15 protein-coding genes are annotated in these 17,330 nt (G+C 68.9%); 4 read left to right on the top strand and 11 right to left on the bottom strand.

Annotation, left to right across the window (positions count from 1 at the left end; genetic code table 11):
* Positions 1-37: 37 nt before the first annotated feature.
* A complete protein-coding gene (locus tag ABC347_RS16540) occupies positions 38-775 on the bottom strand; it encodes an N-formylglutamate amidohydrolase (RefSeq protein ID WP_413246808.1) in 738 nt (245 codons plus the stop codon).
* Complete coding sequence (locus tag ABC347_RS16545; protein ID WP_413246809.1) at positions 772-1,500, bottom strand: enoyl-CoA hydratase/isomerase family protein; 729 nt, start codon at positions 1,498-1,500, stop codon at positions 772-774. Before ABC347_RS16545 ends, ABC347_RS16540 begins: the two co-directional genes overlap by 4 nt.
* 71 nt (positions 1,501-1,571) lie before the next feature.
* Between ABC347_RS16545 and ABC347_RS16550 the strand changes: the two genes are divergently transcribed.
* A complete protein-coding gene (locus ABC347_RS16550; protein WP_413246810.1) occupies positions 1,572-3,410 on the top strand; it encodes a DUF885 domain-containing protein in 1,839 nt (612 codons plus the stop codon).
* Positions 3,411-3,560: 150 nt separating this feature from the next.
* Here ABC347_RS16550 and ABC347_RS16555 read toward each other — a convergent pair whose 3' ends face one another.
* From ABC347_RS16555 to ABC347_RS16565, 3 genes are all read right to left on the bottom strand, one after another.
* Positions 3,561-4,370 carry a 4-(cytidine 5'-diphospho)-2-C-methyl-D-erythritol kinase gene (locus ABC347_RS16555; RefSeq protein ID WP_413246811.1) on the bottom strand — a complete coding sequence of 270 codons (810 nt, stop codon included), beginning with the start codon at positions 4,368-4,370 and terminating at the stop codon, positions 3,561-3,563.
* Positions 4,371-4,378: 8 nt separating this feature from the next.
* Positions 4,379-6,031, bottom strand: coding sequence for a tetratricopeptide repeat protein (locus ABC347_RS16560; protein WP_413246812.1), 1,653 nt, complete (start codon positions 6,029-6,031; stop codon positions 4,379-4,381).
* A 71-nt stretch (positions 6,032-6,102) separates the two neighbouring features.
* Positions 6,103-7,752 (bottom strand): electron transfer flavoprotein-ubiquinone oxidoreductase, encoded by a 1,650-nt coding sequence (locus ABC347_RS16565; protein ID WP_413246813.1) that lies wholly within the window; start codon positions 7,750-7,752, stop codon positions 6,103-6,105.
* Between the two features lie 112 nt (positions 7,753-7,864).
* Here ABC347_RS16565 and ABC347_RS16570 point away from each other — a divergent pair, with 112 nt between their 5' ends.
* The 3 genes from ABC347_RS16570 (at position 7,865) to moaB (ending at position 11,068) form a co-directional block, all read left to right on the top strand.
* Positions 7,865-8,572: a uracil-DNA glycosylase family protein gene (locus ABC347_RS16570; RefSeq protein ID WP_413246814.1), complete on the top strand. Its 708-nt coding sequence runs from the start codon at positions 7,865-7,867 to the stop codon at positions 8,570-8,572.
* Complete coding sequence (locus ABC347_RS16575; RefSeq protein ID WP_413246815.1) at positions 8,569-10,392, top strand: lytic transglycosylase domain-containing protein; 1,824 nt, start codon at positions 8,569-8,571, stop codon at positions 10,390-10,392. The genes ABC347_RS16570 and ABC347_RS16575 overlap by 4 nt, the downstream gene beginning before the upstream one ends.
* A gap of 148 nt (positions 10,393-10,540) precedes the next feature.
* Positions 10,541-11,068, top strand: a complete 528-nt coding sequence (moaB, locus tag ABC347_RS16580) for a molybdenum cofactor biosynthesis protein B (RefSeq protein WP_413246816.1) — start codon at positions 10,541-10,543, stop codon at positions 11,066-11,068.
* Positions 11,069-11,201: 133 nt separating this feature from the next.
* Here the strand turns inward: moaB and ABC347_RS16585 are convergent, their stop codons facing one another.
* Genes ABC347_RS16585 through ABC347_RS16610 form a run of 6 tightly spaced genes read right to left on the bottom strand, consistent with a single transcriptional unit; the run spans position 11,202 to position 17,298 of the window.
* Positions 11,202-11,840: a septation protein A gene (locus ABC347_RS16585; protein ID WP_413246817.1), complete on the bottom strand. Its 639-nt coding sequence runs from the start codon at positions 11,838-11,840 to the stop codon at positions 11,202-11,204.
* Positions 11,837-12,775 (bottom strand): signal recognition particle-docking protein FtsY, encoded by a 939-nt coding sequence (ftsY, locus tag ABC347_RS16590; RefSeq protein ID WP_413246818.1) that lies wholly within the window; start codon positions 12,773-12,775, stop codon positions 11,837-11,839. The genes ABC347_RS16585 and ftsY overlap by 4 nt, the downstream gene beginning before the upstream one ends.
* Positions 12,772-14,043, bottom strand: coding sequence for a MiaB/RimO family radical SAM methylthiotransferase (locus tag ABC347_RS16595; protein WP_413246819.1), 1,272 nt, complete (start codon positions 14,041-14,043; stop codon positions 12,772-12,774). Before ABC347_RS16595 ends, ftsY begins: the two co-directional genes overlap by 4 nt.
* Complete coding sequence (gene dapF / locus ABC347_RS16600; RefSeq protein ID WP_413246820.1) at positions 14,040-14,828, bottom strand: diaminopimelate epimerase; 789 nt, start codon at positions 14,826-14,828, stop codon at positions 14,040-14,042. The genes ABC347_RS16595 and dapF overlap by 4 nt, the downstream gene beginning before the upstream one ends.
* Positions 14,829-14,882: 54 nt before the next feature.
* Positions 14,883-15,644 carry a hypothetical protein gene (locus ABC347_RS16605; protein WP_413246821.1) on the bottom strand — a complete coding sequence of 254 codons (762 nt, stop codon included), beginning with the start codon at positions 15,642-15,644 and terminating at the stop codon, positions 14,883-14,885.
* A gap of 37 nt (positions 15,645-15,681) precedes the next feature.
* Positions 15,682-17,298 (bottom strand): putative bifunctional diguanylate cyclase/phosphodiesterase, encoded by a 1,617-nt coding sequence (locus ABC347_RS16610; protein ID WP_413246822.1) that lies wholly within the window; start codon positions 17,296-17,298, stop codon positions 15,682-15,684.
* Positions 17,299-17,330: the final 32 nt, after the last annotated feature.

Genomic DNA, 17,330 nt, shown 5'->3' on the forward strand with positions numbered 1-17,330 from the left:
TGACAGCGTTAGCAGGAACACGGTGGCAGCGTCGCGGTCAAGCCCGGGCGGCGATCGCATCGGCAGTCGTGCCGATGATCGGGGCCAGCCGATCAGCCCATTCGGCGATGCCGGCCGGCGTGCCGATCAGATCCTGGCGCACCTCGATGCCGAGATACGCGGTGCCGTTGGCCTCGCCGTGCAGGTTCATGGTCGCGTTCAGCAGCTTGCCCGAATAGGGCAGGTTGTCGCCGGTCACCACGTCGGCCGCCTGCAGTAGTGGAATCGCGATCCGGGCGGCGCGCTCGTCGCGATTGTAGAGGATGCCGATCTGCCAGGGACGGGCCTCATCCGGCTGCGACGCGAGCCGCGGCGTGAAGCTGTGCAGCGAGATCAGCAGGCGCGGGGGCGCCGCCTGCATCAGGGCGGAGATGCGGGCGTGATAGGGCCGCCAGAAGCAATCGATGCGGGCATCACGTTCGGATCGGTCGATCGCGGCGTTGCCGGGGATCGGGTGGCCGTCGCTGGCAGCCGGGATCAGGCCCGGCGAATCCTCTTCGCGATTCAGATCGATCACGAGCCGCGAGACACCCCCAAGAATTGCCGGGCAGCCGAGCTGTTCGGTGAGCGCCGCAGCGAGCCCTGCCACGCCGATGTCGATCGCGACATGCTCACCCAGCAGCGCGAGCGGGATGCCAAGATCGATGCCGACCGGCACATGCGCCGATGCGTGATCCGCCACGATCAGCAAGCCGCTGCCGTCGTCGCCGGGGATCAGGGTGAAGGCCTCGCTCATCGCGTGCGGCGCGAGCCGCGCATCGCGGCGATGCGGGTGGCGAATGCTGGGGCGGCGAAGGCTTCGTCGAAGCTGCGATCGGCGGCTGCGCCGGTGAGCGCTCCCGATGCCATCGCGCGCAGCGCGGTAACGCTGTGGGGCGCATTCGCGGTAATCGCTTCGGCAAGCTCGGCGGTGGCGGCAGCGGCGTCCGTGGCGTGAATCTCGACGAGGCCGATCCGGGCGGCTTCCGACCCATCGATGGTCGCGCCGGTGGCGAGCAGTCGGATCACCTGTGCGCGACCGACCAGCGCGACCAGCCGCGCGACATCGGCGGCGGGGTAAACGATGCCAAGCCGCGCGGGCGGGATCGCGAAGCGCGCGGCGGGCCCGGCGACGCGCAGGTCGCACGCGATCGCCAGGGCCACGCCCGCGCCGAAGCAGCCGCCGTCGACCAGCGCGATCGAGGGACAGGGCAGCGTCGCGATCGCATCGCAGGCGGCGGCCATGCCCAGTCGCAATTCGGTGCCGCCGGCCGGATCATCCGCCAGCCGCGCCAGATCATCGAGATCGGCGCCTGCACAGAAACTGCCCGCCACCGCCGATTCGACGACCAACACGCACGGATCACGCATGGCGGCATCGGTGATGCAGCCGGCCAGCGCAGCCCAGCCATCGGCGGGGATCGCATTGCGCGCCGCCGGCCGGTTCAACGCGACTCGCGCGATGCCGTGGTCGTTCGTCACCTGGAACATGTCGCCCTGTTGCCCCCAAGCGGCGGCAATGTCACCACGTCGAGCAAGGCAGGGAGACAGGGATGGCGGGGTTCACACGGCGCGAGGCGGTCGCAGGGGCGGGCGCGGCGCTGATCGCGGCGGAGGCCGTGGCGCAGGCGCCCGCGCGCAAGCCGGTGCCGTGCGCGATCGCGCAGCCGATGGGTGCAATCGCGAACCGGCTGCTGGATCATGCCCGCGAGATCGCGGTCTATAACGGCACCGCGGGCGCTCTGGACGGCGGCGCGCATGCGCGGGCGATGGACGACCATTCACCCGCGGGGGATGCTGCATGGCGGGCCGCGCTGGCGACGGCGGAGCGGGACTTGGCCGCCTTGGCCTGCGTCGGCGACGATCGCGGTGCGCTGCATCTGACCGTGGCGCGCGCGGTGGTGGGGCAGGGCACGGCATCGGCGGCGATCCGCTACGGCCGGCCCAACCCGTTCTGGTATTCCGGCCATATCCCCTATGTGGTGAGCCAGGTGGCGGGGCCGCATATCGACGTGCCCAACGCGATGGTGGCGCAGCAATCGCTGGCGACGCCGGCGGCGATCGACGCCTGGATTGCGAAGCTGGACGGGTTCGACACGGGATTTGCCGGCGTGATCGAAAAGCTGCGCGCCGACGAGGCTGCCGGCTGCCGGCCACCGGCCGTGACGATCGCGAAGGCGATCCCGGTCTGCACCGCATTTGGCGAGGGGCGGGCGGAGGATCATCCGCTGATCGTGGCGCTGCGCGAGCGCACGGCGGCAGCGGGCATCGACAGCCGGATCCGCTCTGCGGCCGAGCGCCGGGCGATCACCGCGCTCGATCGGCGCGCGCGACCGGCGCTGGCCCGGCTCGGCGATCAGCTGCGCGACATGCTGCCGCGCGGCCGGACCGAAGCCGGGCTGTGGGCGCAGCCGGATGGCGATGCGCTCTACGCGATCAACGTGCGCAACCTGGGCGATACGCCGCGCAGCCCGCAGGACGTGCATCGCATCGGCCTGAACGAAGTCTCTCGGATCAGCGCGCAGATGGATGCGCTGCTGCGGCGGGAGGGGCTGACCCGCGGCGGAGTCGGCCCGCGGATGGAGGCGCTGGCGAAGCGCCCCGGCCAGATCTGGCCTGACAGCGACGCCGGGCGGGCCGCGCTGCTCGACCATCTGCGCGGGCTGGTGCGCGCGGCCGAGGCGCAGCAGCCGCAATTCCTGCCGGCTGGGCTGGTGCCGGAGGCGTCGCTCGAAGTGCGCCGCGTACCGCCCGCCAGCCAGGCCGGCGCGCCCGGCGGTTATTATGACGGGCCGTCCCTCGATGGATCGCGGCCGGGCATCTACTGGATCAACCTGCGCGACATGAGCGCGGTGCCGAAGCTGGGGCTGCCGACGCTGAGCTATCATGAAGGCGTGCCTGGCCATCACACGCAGGGTGCGATCGCGACCGCGCTTGGCGAGGCACCGCTGCTGCTCCGCCTTGCCAGCTTCAACGCCTATCAGGAAGGCTGGGCGCTCTATGCCGAGCGGCTGATGGCAGAGCGCGGCGCCTATCGCGGCGATCGGCCGGGCGATCTGGGCCGGTTGCAGGCCGAGCTGTTCCGTGCCTGCCGGCTGGTGGTGGATACCGGCATCCACGCGCTGCGCTGGGAACCGGCGCGCGCGATCGCGTTCATGGCGGAGAAGACAGGCAATCCGGTGGGCGAGGTTACCGCGGAGATCGAGCGCTACATGGCCTGGCCGGGGCAGGCGCTGGGCTACAAGCTGGGCCAGCTGCGGCTGCTGGAACTGCGGGCCGCCGCCCGGCGGCGCAAGGGCAAGCGTTTCTCGCTGAAGGCGTTCCACGGCGCCGTACTCGGCAATGGCGCGATGCCGCTGGATCTGGTGGAAAGGGCGGTGGGGGAAGTGTGATATGGTCCGTCGCCCCTGCGCAGGCAGGGGCCCATCGCTGTCTGGTGTGGTGAAACCGTTGATCCGGTGATCTGACGACAGGTCAGCCACCAGCGGGATCGCGTGGCAAACGACAGAGCCATGCGCCCCTGCCTGCGCAGGCGCGACGGGTTAGCGGATGCGGGTTGCCATGCGCCACCATTCGGCCGGCAGGGCGGCGGCTGCGGAGTCGCGTGTCGGGTTGTCCGCGAACAGCGCGAAGCAGGTCGCGCCCGATCCTGACATCCGGACCAGCCGGACGCCGGATTGGGCGGCGAGCCGGGCGAGCATTTCGGCGATCTCCGGCACGAGCGCGCGCGCGGGGGCTTCGAGATCGTTGCGCCAGCCGGCGGGGTGCTGCGGATCGAGCGGGCCACAGTCCACCCCGTCCCAGCCGGCGAACACCGGCCCGGTCGCGAGCGGGATGCGCGGATTGACGAGCAGCAGGGGGGTGCCTTCGAACCCGTTTGGCCGAGGCTCCAGATCGTCGCCGCGGCCGCTGCCCCAGGCGCTGACCGATGCCAGGCAGGCGGGCACGTCCGCGCCCAGATCACGCGCGATTGCCGCCACGCGCGGATCGGCGGGATCGAGGTGCCAGAGCCGACAGAGCACGCGCAGCGCCGCGGCGGCATCAGCCGAACCGCCGCCGATGCCCGATGCCACCGGCAGGCGCTTGTCCAGCACCATCGCCGCACCAGCCGATATCGCGAACGCGGTCCGCAGGTCTCGCGCCGCGCGCAGCACCAGATTGTCGTTATCGATCGCGCCGCCATGTTCGCCGGTCACGGAAAGCGTGAGATCAGCGGCGGCGGCGGCCTCCAGCCGATCGCCATCCTCGGCGAAGGCGAACAGCGTCTCCAGCGCATGATAGCCATCGGCCCGCCGCGCACGCACGTGCAGCGCAAGGTTGATCTTGGCGTAGGCCGTTTCCGTCAGGCGCATCGATGCGGTCAGGGCGCGGCCGTGGCCTTGGTGAGCCCGGTATCGAGCTTGGCGCGGATGCGGCCCGCATCCTTGGCTTCGGCATAGACCAGCGCCGCGTTCCAGGCGTGACGGGCGTCGATGCGGCGGCCGGCGGTCCAGTAGGCGTCGCCGAGATGCTCGTTCATCGTCGTGTCGCCCGGCTCGCGCGAGACCGCGCGTTCCAGCGTCTCGATCGCCTTGGGCACGTCGCCGCGGATGAAATAGGCCCAACCGAGCGAATCGGTGATCGAGGCATCGTCCGGGCTGAGCGCGGATGCCTTTTCGATCAGCTTCTCGGCTTCCGCCAGATTCTCGCGCCGTTCAAGCTGCGCATAGCCGAGGTAGTTGAGCACTACCGCCTGGTCGGGCGCCAGATTGGCGGCGCGTTCCAGCGCAGCCTTGGCCGGGCCCCAGTCCTCGGCCTGCTCGAGTGCGCCGCCCTGCTGCAACAGCGTCGCCCACAAGCCATTTTTCGCGGGATCGGCTTCCGCCAGAGCAACCGCGCGGCCATAGGCCTGGGCGGCGGCGCGATGATCGCCCAGTTCGGAGCGGAGATCGCCCACGCGGCTCCAGTCGTCCACGGTCGCGCCGCTTTGGGCGGCGCGGGCCTCGGCCTCGGCAAGCGCGGTCTTCTGTTCGCCTTTCTTGACCAGCAACTGCAGCCGGGCGGCGCGTGCCGAGCCGGCGAACGGATCGTCGGCGGCGACATTGCCGATCGCCGCCAGCGCGGCATCATGATGGTCGCCCGCGGTCAGCAGCTCGCTCGTCACCAGCCAGGTCTCGGCATTCTCGGGCGCGAGGAAGGTGGCGAGTCGGGCGAGCGTCAGCGCGAGCGGAGTCACGCGTTCGCGGTTCACATCGATCGCCACGCGGGTGAAAAGTTCGGCAATGCCGGCAGCGGCAGTATCGACCGGGGCGGGCAGCCTGCGCCGGGCGGTCAGCAGTGCACGGCCCGCTTCCAGCGCAGGCTCGTCACCCGCAATCAGCATCAGCGCTTCGTCGCGCCGGCGCTTGTCGGCCAGCCGCGCGGCCGCCGCCAACCGGAGCCGGGTGGATCGGCCGCCGGCGCTTCCGGCCTGGGCGCGGATCGCGGCGATCCCGTCATCCCACTTGCCCTGCGCAATCAGGATCAGCGCGCGATGTTCGGCCGCATAGGCCCTGGCGAGCGCACTGGGCCCGGCATCGACCGCGGCGATCGGATCGCGCGATTTCGATCCGTAAGCGATCCAGCCGCGCAGCACCGGCACCATGAAGGCGAACACGTCATCCTGCGCGATCCGATCGACCGTGGTGCTGGCGCGCTTCCAGTCGCGGGTGGTGACAGCCTCGCTCAGCAGCAGCAGCCGGCCATCGGGCGGAAGCAGGTCGCGCGCATCCAGCACCCGCGCGGCGCGCACCGCCAGCGCGCGGTCGCCCGCCAGCATGGCCTGGCGATAGGCGCGGATCGCCAGAACCTCGTCGCCCGGGCTGGCAGCCAGCGCGGCGCCATAGCCGGCAGCGGCGGCATCGACCAGGCCGGCGGCATCGGCGGCGCGGGCACGCACATAGCGCTGGATCGCGGTGCGATCGTCGAGCGCCGGGGTCGATGCGATCGCGGCGCCGGCGGTCGACAGCAGCAGGGCGGCTAGGATCAGTCTCATGCTGCGAAGGTAACGCCAAAGCGGGCGGGGGGAAGCGGATCCCCGCCCGCGCCCGCCCGCGCTCGTGCCGATCACATGTTCGGATAATTTGGTCCGCCGCCGCCTTCGGGGACGACCCAGTTGATGTTCTGGGTCGGATCCTTGATGTCGCAGGTCTTGCAGTGGACGCAGTTCTGCGCGTTGATCTGCAGTTTGGGATCGCCGGTTTCCTGGCCCACAATCTCGTACACGCCGGCCGGGCAATAGCGCTGCTCGGGCGCGTCATAGAGCGCGAGATTGACGTCGATCGGCACCGACGCATCCTTCAGCGTCAGGTGGACGGGCTGGTCTTCCTCATGATTGGTGTTCGACAGGAACACCGACGAGAGCCGGTCAAAAGTCAGCTTGCCATCGGGCTTGGGGTAGGCGGGCTTCTTCACCAGATCCTTGCGCCACAGCGTCTCGTTATCGCGGTGATGCTTCATCGTGATCGGCAGGCCGATGCCCAGCTGACGCATCCACATATCCGCACCGGCGACGATCGTGCCGACCGTGCCGCCAAACTTGGCAACAGCGGGCTCGACGTTGCGGACCTTCTTAAGCTCGGTCGCGATCCAGCTGGCTTCCAGCGTTTCCGGATAGCTCGACAGCTCGTCGCCGCTGCGTTCGGCAGTGACAGCGCCGAAGGCGGCCTCGGCGGCCAGCATCCCCGATTTCATCGCGGTATGGCTGCCCTTGATGCGCGGCACGTTCACGAAGCCCGCCGAACAGCCGATCAGCGCGCCGCCGGGGAAGACGAGCTTCGGCACCGACTGCCAGCCGCCCTCGTTGATCGCGCGCGCGCCATAGGAGACGCGGCGGCCGCCTTCGAGGATCGCGCGGATCTCGGGATGGAGCTTCCAGCGCTGGAACTCGTCGAACGGCGAGAGGTGCGGGTTCGAATAGGACAGCGCGACCACGAAACCGATCGCGACCTGATTGTTCTCCTGGTGATAGAGGAAGCCGCCGCCCCAGGCATCGCTGAGCGGCCAGCCCTGGGTGTGGATCACGCGACCGGGGACGTGCTTGGCGGGATCGATATCCCATAGCTCCTTCAGGCCGATGCCGTAGACCTGCGGCTCGCAATTGACCTCGAGATCGAACTGGCTCTTCAGCTGCTTGGTGAGATGGCCGCGCGCGCCTTCGGCGAAGAAGGTGTATTTCGCATGCAGCTCCATACCGGGCTGGTAATCCGGCTTGTGGGTGCCGTCGCGCGCCACGCCCATGTCGCCAGTGGCGACGCCCTTCACCGAGCCATCTTCGTTATAGAGAATTTCGGCCGCGGCGAAGCCGGGGAAGATCTCGACCCCCAGCGCCTCGGCCTGGCCGCCCAGCCAGCGGCACAGATTGCCGAGCGAGCAGGTGTAGGTGCCCTTGTTGTTCATGAAGGGCGGCATCATCAGATGCGGCAGATCGAACTTCTTGCCCTCGGTCAGCACCCAGTGGTGATTTTCGACGACGGGCACGGTCAGCGGGGTGCCCATCTCCTTCCAGTCGGGGAACAGCTCGTCCATCGCGATCGGATCGATCACCGCGCCGGACAGGATGTGGGCGCCGACCTCCGACCCCTTCTCGAGCACGCAGACCGCGATCTCCGATCCGGCGTCGGCAGCCAGTTGTTTGAGCCGGATCGCCGCAGCCATGCCCGCCGGGCCGGCCCCCACGATCACGACATCATAGGCCATCGATTCACGGTCGGGCATCGTCAAACCTTCCATATCAGTCCGCTCGTCGCTTGGGACGAACGCTCCGCCACGATGCCGGTGCCCGCTGATTGACCCTGTCGTCAACCTCGCACTCTATGCGAGGATGCGGGTGGGGTATCTCGACGGACTGGGGGCCGAGGCGTTGAGCGTGCTCGGCTGGTGGCAGGAAGCCGGCGTCGACACGCTGGTCGAAGACGCGCCGCGCGACTGGCTGGCGCGCGCGCCGAGCGCCGCGCCGGCATCCGCGGAAGCGCCTGCCGCGCCGGTTCCGGCGGCGCTGCCCAAGACGCGCGAGGCGCTGATCGCGTGGCTGGCGGATGCGGCGAACCTGCCGGCGCTGGGCCCACGCCGGATCGCGCCTGCCGGTGATCCGGCGAGCGCGCTGATGATCCTGGCCGACATGCCCGACCCCGACGACCGCGAAACCCTGTTCGAAGGGCGGGCGGGGCAGCTGTTCGATGCGATCCTGGCGGCGATCAGCATGGATCGGAGCAGCATCTACCTGGCCGCACTGTGCCCCGCGCGACCGGCGGGTGGGCGGCTGGCCGCAGAGATCGCCGCACCGTTGGCGGAAGCGGCGCGCGCGCATGTCGCTGCGGTTGCGCCAAAGGCACTGCTACTGTTCGGCCGGGAAGCCGGCGCGGCTTTCGGCCTGTCCGCCGCACCGGGGCGGCGGAATTTACAGTCTGTTAACCATTCGCGCGGCACCACGGCCGCGATCGTCACACATCATCCGCGCATGATGATCGGCCAGCCTGCCCGCAAGGCGGACGCATGGGCCGACATCAGTGCGCTGATCGGGGAGATGAAGCGGTGAAGCGTCTTGCCATGCCGATCGCGGGCCTTGCCTGCGCAGCGATCGCCACTCCGGCGCTGGCCATCGAGGCGAGCGCGCCGGTGGGCTTTGCCATGCAGCCACGGGCCGTGCTGCCGACCCTGGCGCGGCCCGCGCCGACGCCCGCCGCCGCTGCCGCCGCGCGCGCGAAGCTGCCGGCCCAGCTGAGCGCCGAGCAGCGCGAAGCCTATCGCGCGGTGTTCGCCGCGATCCGCGAATCGCGGTGGAGCGATGCGGCCGCGCGTCTCGATGCGATGCCGGCCGGCCCGCTGCACGCAGTGGCGCGCGCCGAGCTTTATCTGGCCAAGGGATCGCCGAAGGTCGAGCTGGAGCCGCTGATCGCCGCGATCAGCGCCGCGCCCGATCTGCCGCAGGCGCAGCAGCTGGCGCGGCTGGCTGCGACGCGCGGCGCGACCGAACTGCCGGTGCTGCCCAGCGAACGCGCGCTGGTGCGGATGGCCGGCGCCCCCAAGCGCAGCAGCGCACGATCGACGCGCAGCGACGCGGTGGCGGCGGCGCTGTCCGCCCGCGTCATTCCACTGATCAAGGACGACCGGCCAAGCGAGGCCGAAGCGCTGCTGGATGCCGCCGCGGCCGATCTTTCCGGCGATGCGCGCACCGAATGGCAACAGCGCATCGCCTGGTCCTATTTCCTGACCGGCGACGATGCGAATGCCCGCCGGCTGGCCGGGATCGCGCAGAAGGGCTTTGGCGAATGGGCCGTGCAGGCCGACTGGGTGGCCGGGCTGGCGGCGTGGCGCGCGCGCGACTGCGATGCCGCGGGGCAGGCCTTTACCGCAGTGGCATCGCGCGCGCGCGACAGCGAGATGACGGCGGCCGGCCTGTTCTGGGCGGCGCGTGCGGACATGGCGTGCGGCCGGCCGCAGAATGTGCAGCCGCGGCTGCGCACTGCGGCGCGGATGGACGAGACCTTCTACGGCCTGCTCGCCAATGCCGCGCTCGGCCGCAAGCTGCCAGCAGATGCCGGGCGCTTCGACCTGACCGGCGCCGATTGGGCGCGGGTCGAGCGGCGTACCAATCTGAAGACCGCGATCGCATTGTCCGAAGTGGGCGAGGGTGCGCTGGCGCAGGAGCTGATCCGCCATCAGGCGCGGATCGGCGACGGCAGCGATCACGAGGCGCTGCTGCACCTGGCGGCGGCGCTGGAGCTGCCCGCGACGCAGATCTGGCTGGCGCAGAACGGCCCGGCCGGCACCCGGCTTTCGGCGGCGGCGCGCTATCCCGCGCCGGGCTGGACGCCGCAGGGCGGATGGCGCGTCGACAAGGCGCTGATCCTTGCGCACGCGCTGCAGGAATCGCAGTTCCGGATCGATGCCGTCAGCCATGCCGGCGCGCGCGGGCTGATGCAGATCATGCCCGGCACCGCACAGCTGATCGCCAAGCGCAAGGGAGAGACGGTGGGCCGGCTGAACGAGCCGGCGCTGAACTTCGAATATGGCCAGAGCTATCTGGAACAGCTGCGCGACTATTCGGGCACCGGCGGGCTGCTGCCCAAGGTGATCGCGGCCTATAATGCCGGGCCGGGATCAGTGCAGAAATGGAACGAGCGCGGCCGCAATCTGAGCGATCCGCTGCTGTTCATCGAGGCGATCCCGTTCGTCGAGACGCGCGCCTATGTGGCGATCGTGCTCAGGAACTACTGGATGTACCAGCGCCAGCTGGGCCAGGAATCGGCCAGCATGGCAGCGATGGCGCAGGGCATGTGGCCGCGCTTCCCCGGCCTACCGGGCAAGACGGCGCTTCGGCTGGACGGGGTCGGCGCGACCGCGAGCGCGGATTGATAGAGAACCAGATCGGATAATTATAACACGGAAGTATTGCCAAGTAGGATTTCGAAGCAGATGAGGAGCGTGCGCTCTTTCTCATCGTGATTCGATTTGCCCGGCAGTGCTGCCTATGCCGCCGCACGGTCGCGGGGTAAGGCGGGCCATGCCGATCGACGAAAGCCGCCCGTTCATTCCGGTCCGCATTGCGGTGCTGACCATATCCGACACACGCGGGCCGGAGGACGACCGATCGGGCGATACGCTGGTCGAGCGGCTGACGACGGCGGGGCATGTGCTGGCCGATCGCGCGATCGTGCGCGACGATGCCGAGCTGATCGTGGCGCGGCTGCACGGCTGGATCGAGGACGCCCAGGTCGATGTCGTGATCTCCACCGGCGGCACCGGCGTGACCGGGCGCGACGTGACGCCGGAAGCCTTTGCCCGCGTCTGGGACAAGCAGATCGAGGGCTTCGGCGAGCTGTTCCGCTGGCTGAGCTACCAGACGATCGGCACCTCCACGATCCAGTCGCGCGCCTGCGCGGGGGTGGCGCGGGGCACCTATCTGTTCGCGCTGCCGGGATCGACCGGCGCGGTGAAGGACGGCTGGGATGGCATCCTGGCGAGCCAGCTCGACAGCCGCCACCGGCCCTGCAACTTCGTCGAGCTGATGCCGCGACTGCAGGAGCGCTGATCAGGCGCCGCCGACCCGAGGTGGCGTTAGGCCCGCAACGCTATCATGTTGTGATGCGGCAGGCGTTCGCGTGCCGGCCGCCATCTCCACCATGACTGCCTCGATCCCCCTCCCCGTGCCGGGAGGAGAGCTGCTACTGCCCCGGGCCGGCTTCCTCGACCGCGGCAGTCTTAGGATCGAGCGCCAGGCCGTGGCGGAGCAGCATCGGGACGTTGGCGATCGCGAACAGGATGGTGGCGGGGAAGGCGCCCCACAGCTTGTAGCCCATCCAGAAATCAGTCGAAAAATTGCGCCATACGATCTCGTTGGCGGCGGCCAGCGCGAGGAACAGGAACGCCCAGTTGCGCGACAGGAGCGACCACCCGCGTTCCGACAGGCCGGGGTAGACCGCGCCCAGCACCAACTTCAGCGTGGGCCGGCCGGTGTAGAGGCCGAAGAACAGGATGGTGGCGACAGTGAGGTAATAGGCGGTGGGCTTGATCTTGATGAACAGATCATTGTGCAGCCACAGCGTGAGCCCGCCGAACACCAGCACCATCGCACCCGACACGATAAGCATCGGCGAGATTTTGCCGAAGCGCAGCCGCGCGACGATCATCGCGGCGGCGGTGGCGATCATGAAGGCGACGGTCGCAGTCAGGATGCGCTGGAGCGCTTCGCCCGGCGCGAACATGTTGAACAGGAAGAAGACGACCAGCGGGCCGAGATCGACCGCCAGATTCAGCAGCGGCGAGGGTTCGGGCTTCGCGGGCTGGGCGGCTTGCACGGTCATCTCTGTGTGATCCTCTCGACGCCGGCGATAGCACGGGCAACCTGAACGGGATCGAACGGGCGAAGATCCCCGACCCCTTCGCCGATCCCGATCGCGTGGATCGGCAGCCCGAACTTCTCTGCCGCCGCCACCAGCACGCCGCCCTTCGCGGTGCCGTCTAGCTTGGTCATGATCAGGCCGGTCACGCCGCATTCCTTGCCGAACACCTCGATCTGATTGAGCGCGTTCTGACCGGTGGTGGCATCGAGCACGAGGATCACGTTATGCGGGGCTTCCGGATTGAGGCGGCCTAGGACCCGCCTTATCTTCGCCAGTTCGTCCATCAGGCCAGCCTTGTTCTGCAGGCGACCGGCGGTATCGACGATCAGCACGTCGGTGCCGATCGCGGTGCCGCGCTTGACGCCTTCGAACACCAGGCTGGCGGCATCGCCGCCCTCGCGCCCGGTGATGATCGGCACGCCGATCCGATCCGCCCAGACCTGGAGCTGGCCGATCGCGGCGGCGCGGAACGTATCGCCCGCCACCAGCATGGCGGCATAATCCTGCTCGGTGAATAGATGCGCGAGCTTGGCGATGGTGGTGGTCTTGCCCGATCCGTTGACCCCGATCACCAGCACGACCTGCGGCCGGGGGAAGGCATCGATCAGCAGCGGTCTAGCCACCGGCGTCAGGATCTTCGCGATCTCCTCGGCGGCCACGGCGCGCACGCCGGCTTCGTCGATACCGCGATCATAGCGTTCGTCGGCCAGCCGCTCGCGGATGCGCGCAGCGGTGGCGGGGCCGAGATCGGAGGCGATCAGCGCTTCCTCGATCCCGTCAAGCGTCTCATCGTCGAGCGCGGCCTTGGTGAACAGGCCGGCGAGATTGTCGCCCAGCCGGTCGGAGGTGCGGCGGAAGCCGCCGATGAGGCGATCGCCCCAGCTTGGTTCGGTCATGCGGATATTCCGATGAGAGTGTCGCCGTCGCGCGCGGCGATGCGGACGGGGAGGAGGGTGTTGGCGAGGTTTGCCTCGCCATCCCGGCCAGCGCCGGGATCCAGAGCCACAGGCGGTGTCATTCGGGGCTCTGGATCCCGGCTTTCGCCGGGATGACGGACGAGCACTTTCGCGAAATTGGCGGCATGGTCGGTGTGGCCGTCACGCTCGACCAGGACCATCTGCCGACTGCTGATCAGCGTATCGAGCCAGGCGTGGCGGCGGGCTTCGGCCAGCGCGCGCAAGGCAGCGGCGCGCGCCTTGATGGTGGCGCGATCGAGCTGCGGCATCCGCGCGGCCGGCGTGCCGGGGCGCGGCGAATAGGGGAAGATGTGGCCGAACACGATATCGCAATCGGCGATCAGCGCGCGGCTGTTGGCGGCCATCGCCTCGGTTTCGGTCGGGAAGCCGGCGATCAGATCGGCGCCGATCGCGATTTCGGGTCGGGCGGTCTTGAGACGATCGACGATGGCAACCGATTGCGCGCGGGAGTGACGGCGCTTCATCCGCTTCAGGATCATTTCGTCGCCGGCCTGCAGCGACAGATGGAGATGCGGCGCGATGCGCGGCTCCTGCGTCACCAGTTCGAACAGGCGATCGTCGATCTCGATCGAATCGAGCGAGGACAGGCGGAGCCGCGGCAGCGCCGGCACATGCGCCAGGATACGCTCAACCAGCCGGCCGAGCGTCGGCTGGCCGGGAAGGTCCGGGCCGTAGCTGGTGAGATCGACCCCGGTCAGCACTACTTCGCGCGCGCCTGCATCGACCGCGGCGGCCACGGCGTCGATCACCGCGCCTGCGGGCAGCGATCGGCTGGGGCCGCGGCCGGCGGGGATGATGCAGAAGGTGCACGCATGGTCGCAGCCATTCTGGACGGGGATGTGCGCGCGGGTGTGGGTGGTGCGCTGCAGCGCAGCGGCGGGCAGGGCGATGCCCCAGGTTTCAGCATCGGTCTTGCGCAGATTGTCGATCAGGCCATCGACTTCGGGCATGGCGGAAAAGGACGCCGGATCGATCCGCGCGGCACAGCCGGTGACGAGCAGCCGCGCAGCGGGGCGGGTGCGGCGCGCGCGGCGGATCGCCTTCCGGGTTTCGGCTACGGCTTCTGCGGTGACCGCGCAGCTGTTGACGACGACGAGATTGGTTTCTGCCGCCAGCAACCGGCCGATCGCGTCGCTTTCGGCGATGTTGAGCCGGCAGCCGAGGGTGACGAGTTCGACTCCGCTCACAGATCGGTCTCGCCGGTGAAGACGGTGACGGCGGGGCCACGCATCAGCAGATGGCCGTCCGCGGTTTCCGACAGGTGCAGCGTGCCGCCGGGCAGATCGATTTGCACCGCCGCATCGACCAGCCCGCGCCGCCGGGCGGCTGCGAAGGTGGCGCAGGCACCGGTGCCGCAGGCGAGCGTGAGGCCGGCGCCGCGTTCCCATGTGCGCATCGCCAGATGATCGCGCGCGCGAACCTCGGCGATGTTGACGTTGATGCGTTCGGGGAAGGCGGGATCGGTTTCGATTCCCAGGCCGATCTCGCCCAGCGGGACGGCGGCGATATCGGGGACGAAGAAGACGAGATGCGGGTTGCCGACGTTGACGGCAGCCGGCGCTTCCAGCCCGTCCCACGCCAGCGGCAGCCGCAGCGTATCCATTGGATAGGCGAGCGGGATCGCATCCCAGTCAAAGCGCGGCGCGCCCATGTCGACCGCAGCCCCGCCATCGTCGAGCCGGGCATCGAGCAGGCCGGCGGCGGTGCGCACGGTGACGTCGCGGCCGACGAGCACGGGCACGCAGCGCGTCGCGTTGCCGCAAGCCGAGACTTCGGAGCCATCGGCATTCCAGATCCGCATCGTCACATCGCTGCGGTCGCCCGGGCCGATCAGGATGAGCTGATCGCAGCCGATGCCAGTGCGGCGATCGGCGATCGCGCGGGCGCGGGGCGCATCGATCGCGACGGGCGCGTCGCGCGCATCGATCACGACGAAATCATTGCCCAGCCCATGCATCTTGGTGAAGCGCATGGCGCGCGATCTAGGGGGCGCGGCAAGCGAAGTCCATGCGCGGCGGGCCCAGCGTCAAGCTAGGTCTGCGGCAAGTCGGGCGAGCGCATCCGCCCGGCAGATCACGAGACGATCGAACGCCAGCTGTGAGCCGCCGCCCAATTCGAAGTTCATCGCCAAGAGGGGATGGCGGGCGCGCCTGATCTGCACCGAGCAATGATACAGGTCGGTCGTCTGCGTGCCTTTATGATGATAGAGCCGGCTGGAGAGGCGGTCGGGCGCGTAATCGTTGAGGAACCCGAAAATATGGCCGGGTGGACGGGCGGGCAGCGCGGTAAAAGTGATGCACGCGCGCGGGTCCGCGTCATCGCGATGACAGACCAGAGTGTCGGACAGCCGGCCTTCGAACCATTCGCCCCAATAGGCATAGCTTGACTGGCCCGGTTCCGGGCGCGGCATCGGCAGCGCGCGGCGTTCGCCGACGATCCGATCGAACGTCTTTCCGCGCATCCCCGCCATCGCGGCGCGCGTATCGGTCCCAAGCGTCATCAGCAGGGTTCGCGGCCGGGGCGCGATCACCATCCGATCCGATTGCTGCGCCTCGAGGCTGGCCGGGCCGACATCCCACGACCCCAGCCACCGCCAGCCGACCAATCCGACCATCGCGGCCCCGGCCAGCAGCGCGAGCGCGCCGACGATCATCAGTGGAGCGCCGTTCCGCAAACCGTTGAACAGCAAGCCGACGCCGGACATTCCGGCGGTGCCGACCATGGCCAGCAGGATGAACGGCAGCGCAAGCAGCAGGATGAACGCAGCATAGGCGAGGAGGACAGACATCGATGGTCATGCGAGCGGTGGGATCAGGTGGCGCTGTTCAGGCCACGTCGCGCGCTTCGCCGCGGCCGGTGAGCATCTGATCGCGGCCGGCGAGCAGCGTGCGGACCTGGCCGATCGACATCGGCCTGCCGAAATGCCAGCCCTGGCCCTTCGCGCAGCCGAGCTCGACCAGGCGGGCTTCGATCCCCGCATTCTCGATGCCCTCGGCCGTGATCGGCAGGCCCAGACTTTCGCCGAGCTTCGTGATCGCGCCGACGATCGCGGCGCTTTCGCTGTTTTCGATCATCGATGTGACGAAGCTTTTGTCGATCTTGATCCGGTCGAACGGCATCGCGCGCAGATGGGCGAGGCTGGAATAGCCGGTGCCGAAATCATCGAGCGCCAGGCGGATGCCCTGGTTCTTGAGGCTGCCGACGATCGACTGGGCGAGCCCGAGATTTTCGTAGAGCGAGCTTTCGGTGATCTCGATTTCCAGCCGCGAGGGCGGAAAGCCGGTTTCGACGAGGAGCTTGACGATCTTCTGCGCGAGCCACGGATCGCGCAGCTGCGCAGGACTGATGTTGACCGACAATGTCAGCGACGGATCCCAGCCGCGCGCCTGTTCGAACGCCTGCCGCATGATCGACACCGACAGATCGCCGATCAGGCCGCATTCCTCAGCGATCGGGATGAACAGATCGGGCATGATCAACCCGCGGGTGGGATGGTTCCAGCGTGCCAGCACCTCGAACCCGTTGAGGACGCCTGTCGCCAGATCGATCTGTTGTTCGTAGAAGGGGACGATCTCGCCCGCGGGAATGCCGCGGCGCAGACCTTCCTCGATCGCGTTGCGCGCTTCCACCTCGCGTTCCATGCTGGCATCGAACCAGGTGTAGCGGTTCCGGCCGGCCTTCTTGGCGGCGTACATCGCGATATCGGCACGGCGCAGCATCGCTTCGATCGAGCCGCAATCATGATCAGAACGGGCAACGCCGACCGACGCGCCGACATGGGCTGCGGTCGCGCCGAATTCGAACGGGCGTGCCAGCTGGGTGACGATGCGTTCGGCGGCCAACGACACGATATCGGGATGGCCGGGATCGAACACGAACGCGCAGGCGAACTCGTCTCCCCCAAGGCGTGCGACGATGGCATTGGGCGGCAGCAGGCTTTCGATCATGGCGGCGCATTCGCGCAACAGCAGATCGCCCATGCTGTGACCGTGCATGTCGTTGACATGCTTGAACTGATCGAGATCGATCAGCAGCAGCGCGATCGCCTTGCCGCGGCGTTCGGCCTGGGCCATCGCGCCGCCCGCCAGCTCGATCAGCGCGCGGCGGTTGTGGAGCCCGGTCAGCGCATCGCGCGAGGCAAGGGTCTGGGCGCGATCCTCGGCGGCGGTGCGATCGCACACCTCGCGCTTCAGATCGCGGTAGCGACGCCATCCGAACAGCAGCAGCGCGACGTTGAGTAGCAGTGCGGAACTGAGGATCCCATCCAATTCGACGCCGACGCCGCGGGCGAGGTGGACCGCCGAGCGCATCGCTTCGCCGCCGGTGCCGACGAACAGCAGGATGGCGGCGATGGTGACCCCGCCTGCGACCAGATCGTGGCGCGCGATCACGACCGCGGAACGCCGCTCAATCCCGCGCGCCGTTCCGATCGGCGATCGCATCCACATCCTCCGCATGATTCACCGCCGTAATG

The sequence above is a fragment of the Sphingomonas canaveralia genome, from assembly GCF_047238125.1.
In the GTDB taxonomy this organism is placed as follows: domain Bacteria; phylum Pseudomonadota; class Alphaproteobacteria; order Sphingomonadales; family Sphingomonadaceae; genus JBDFMH01.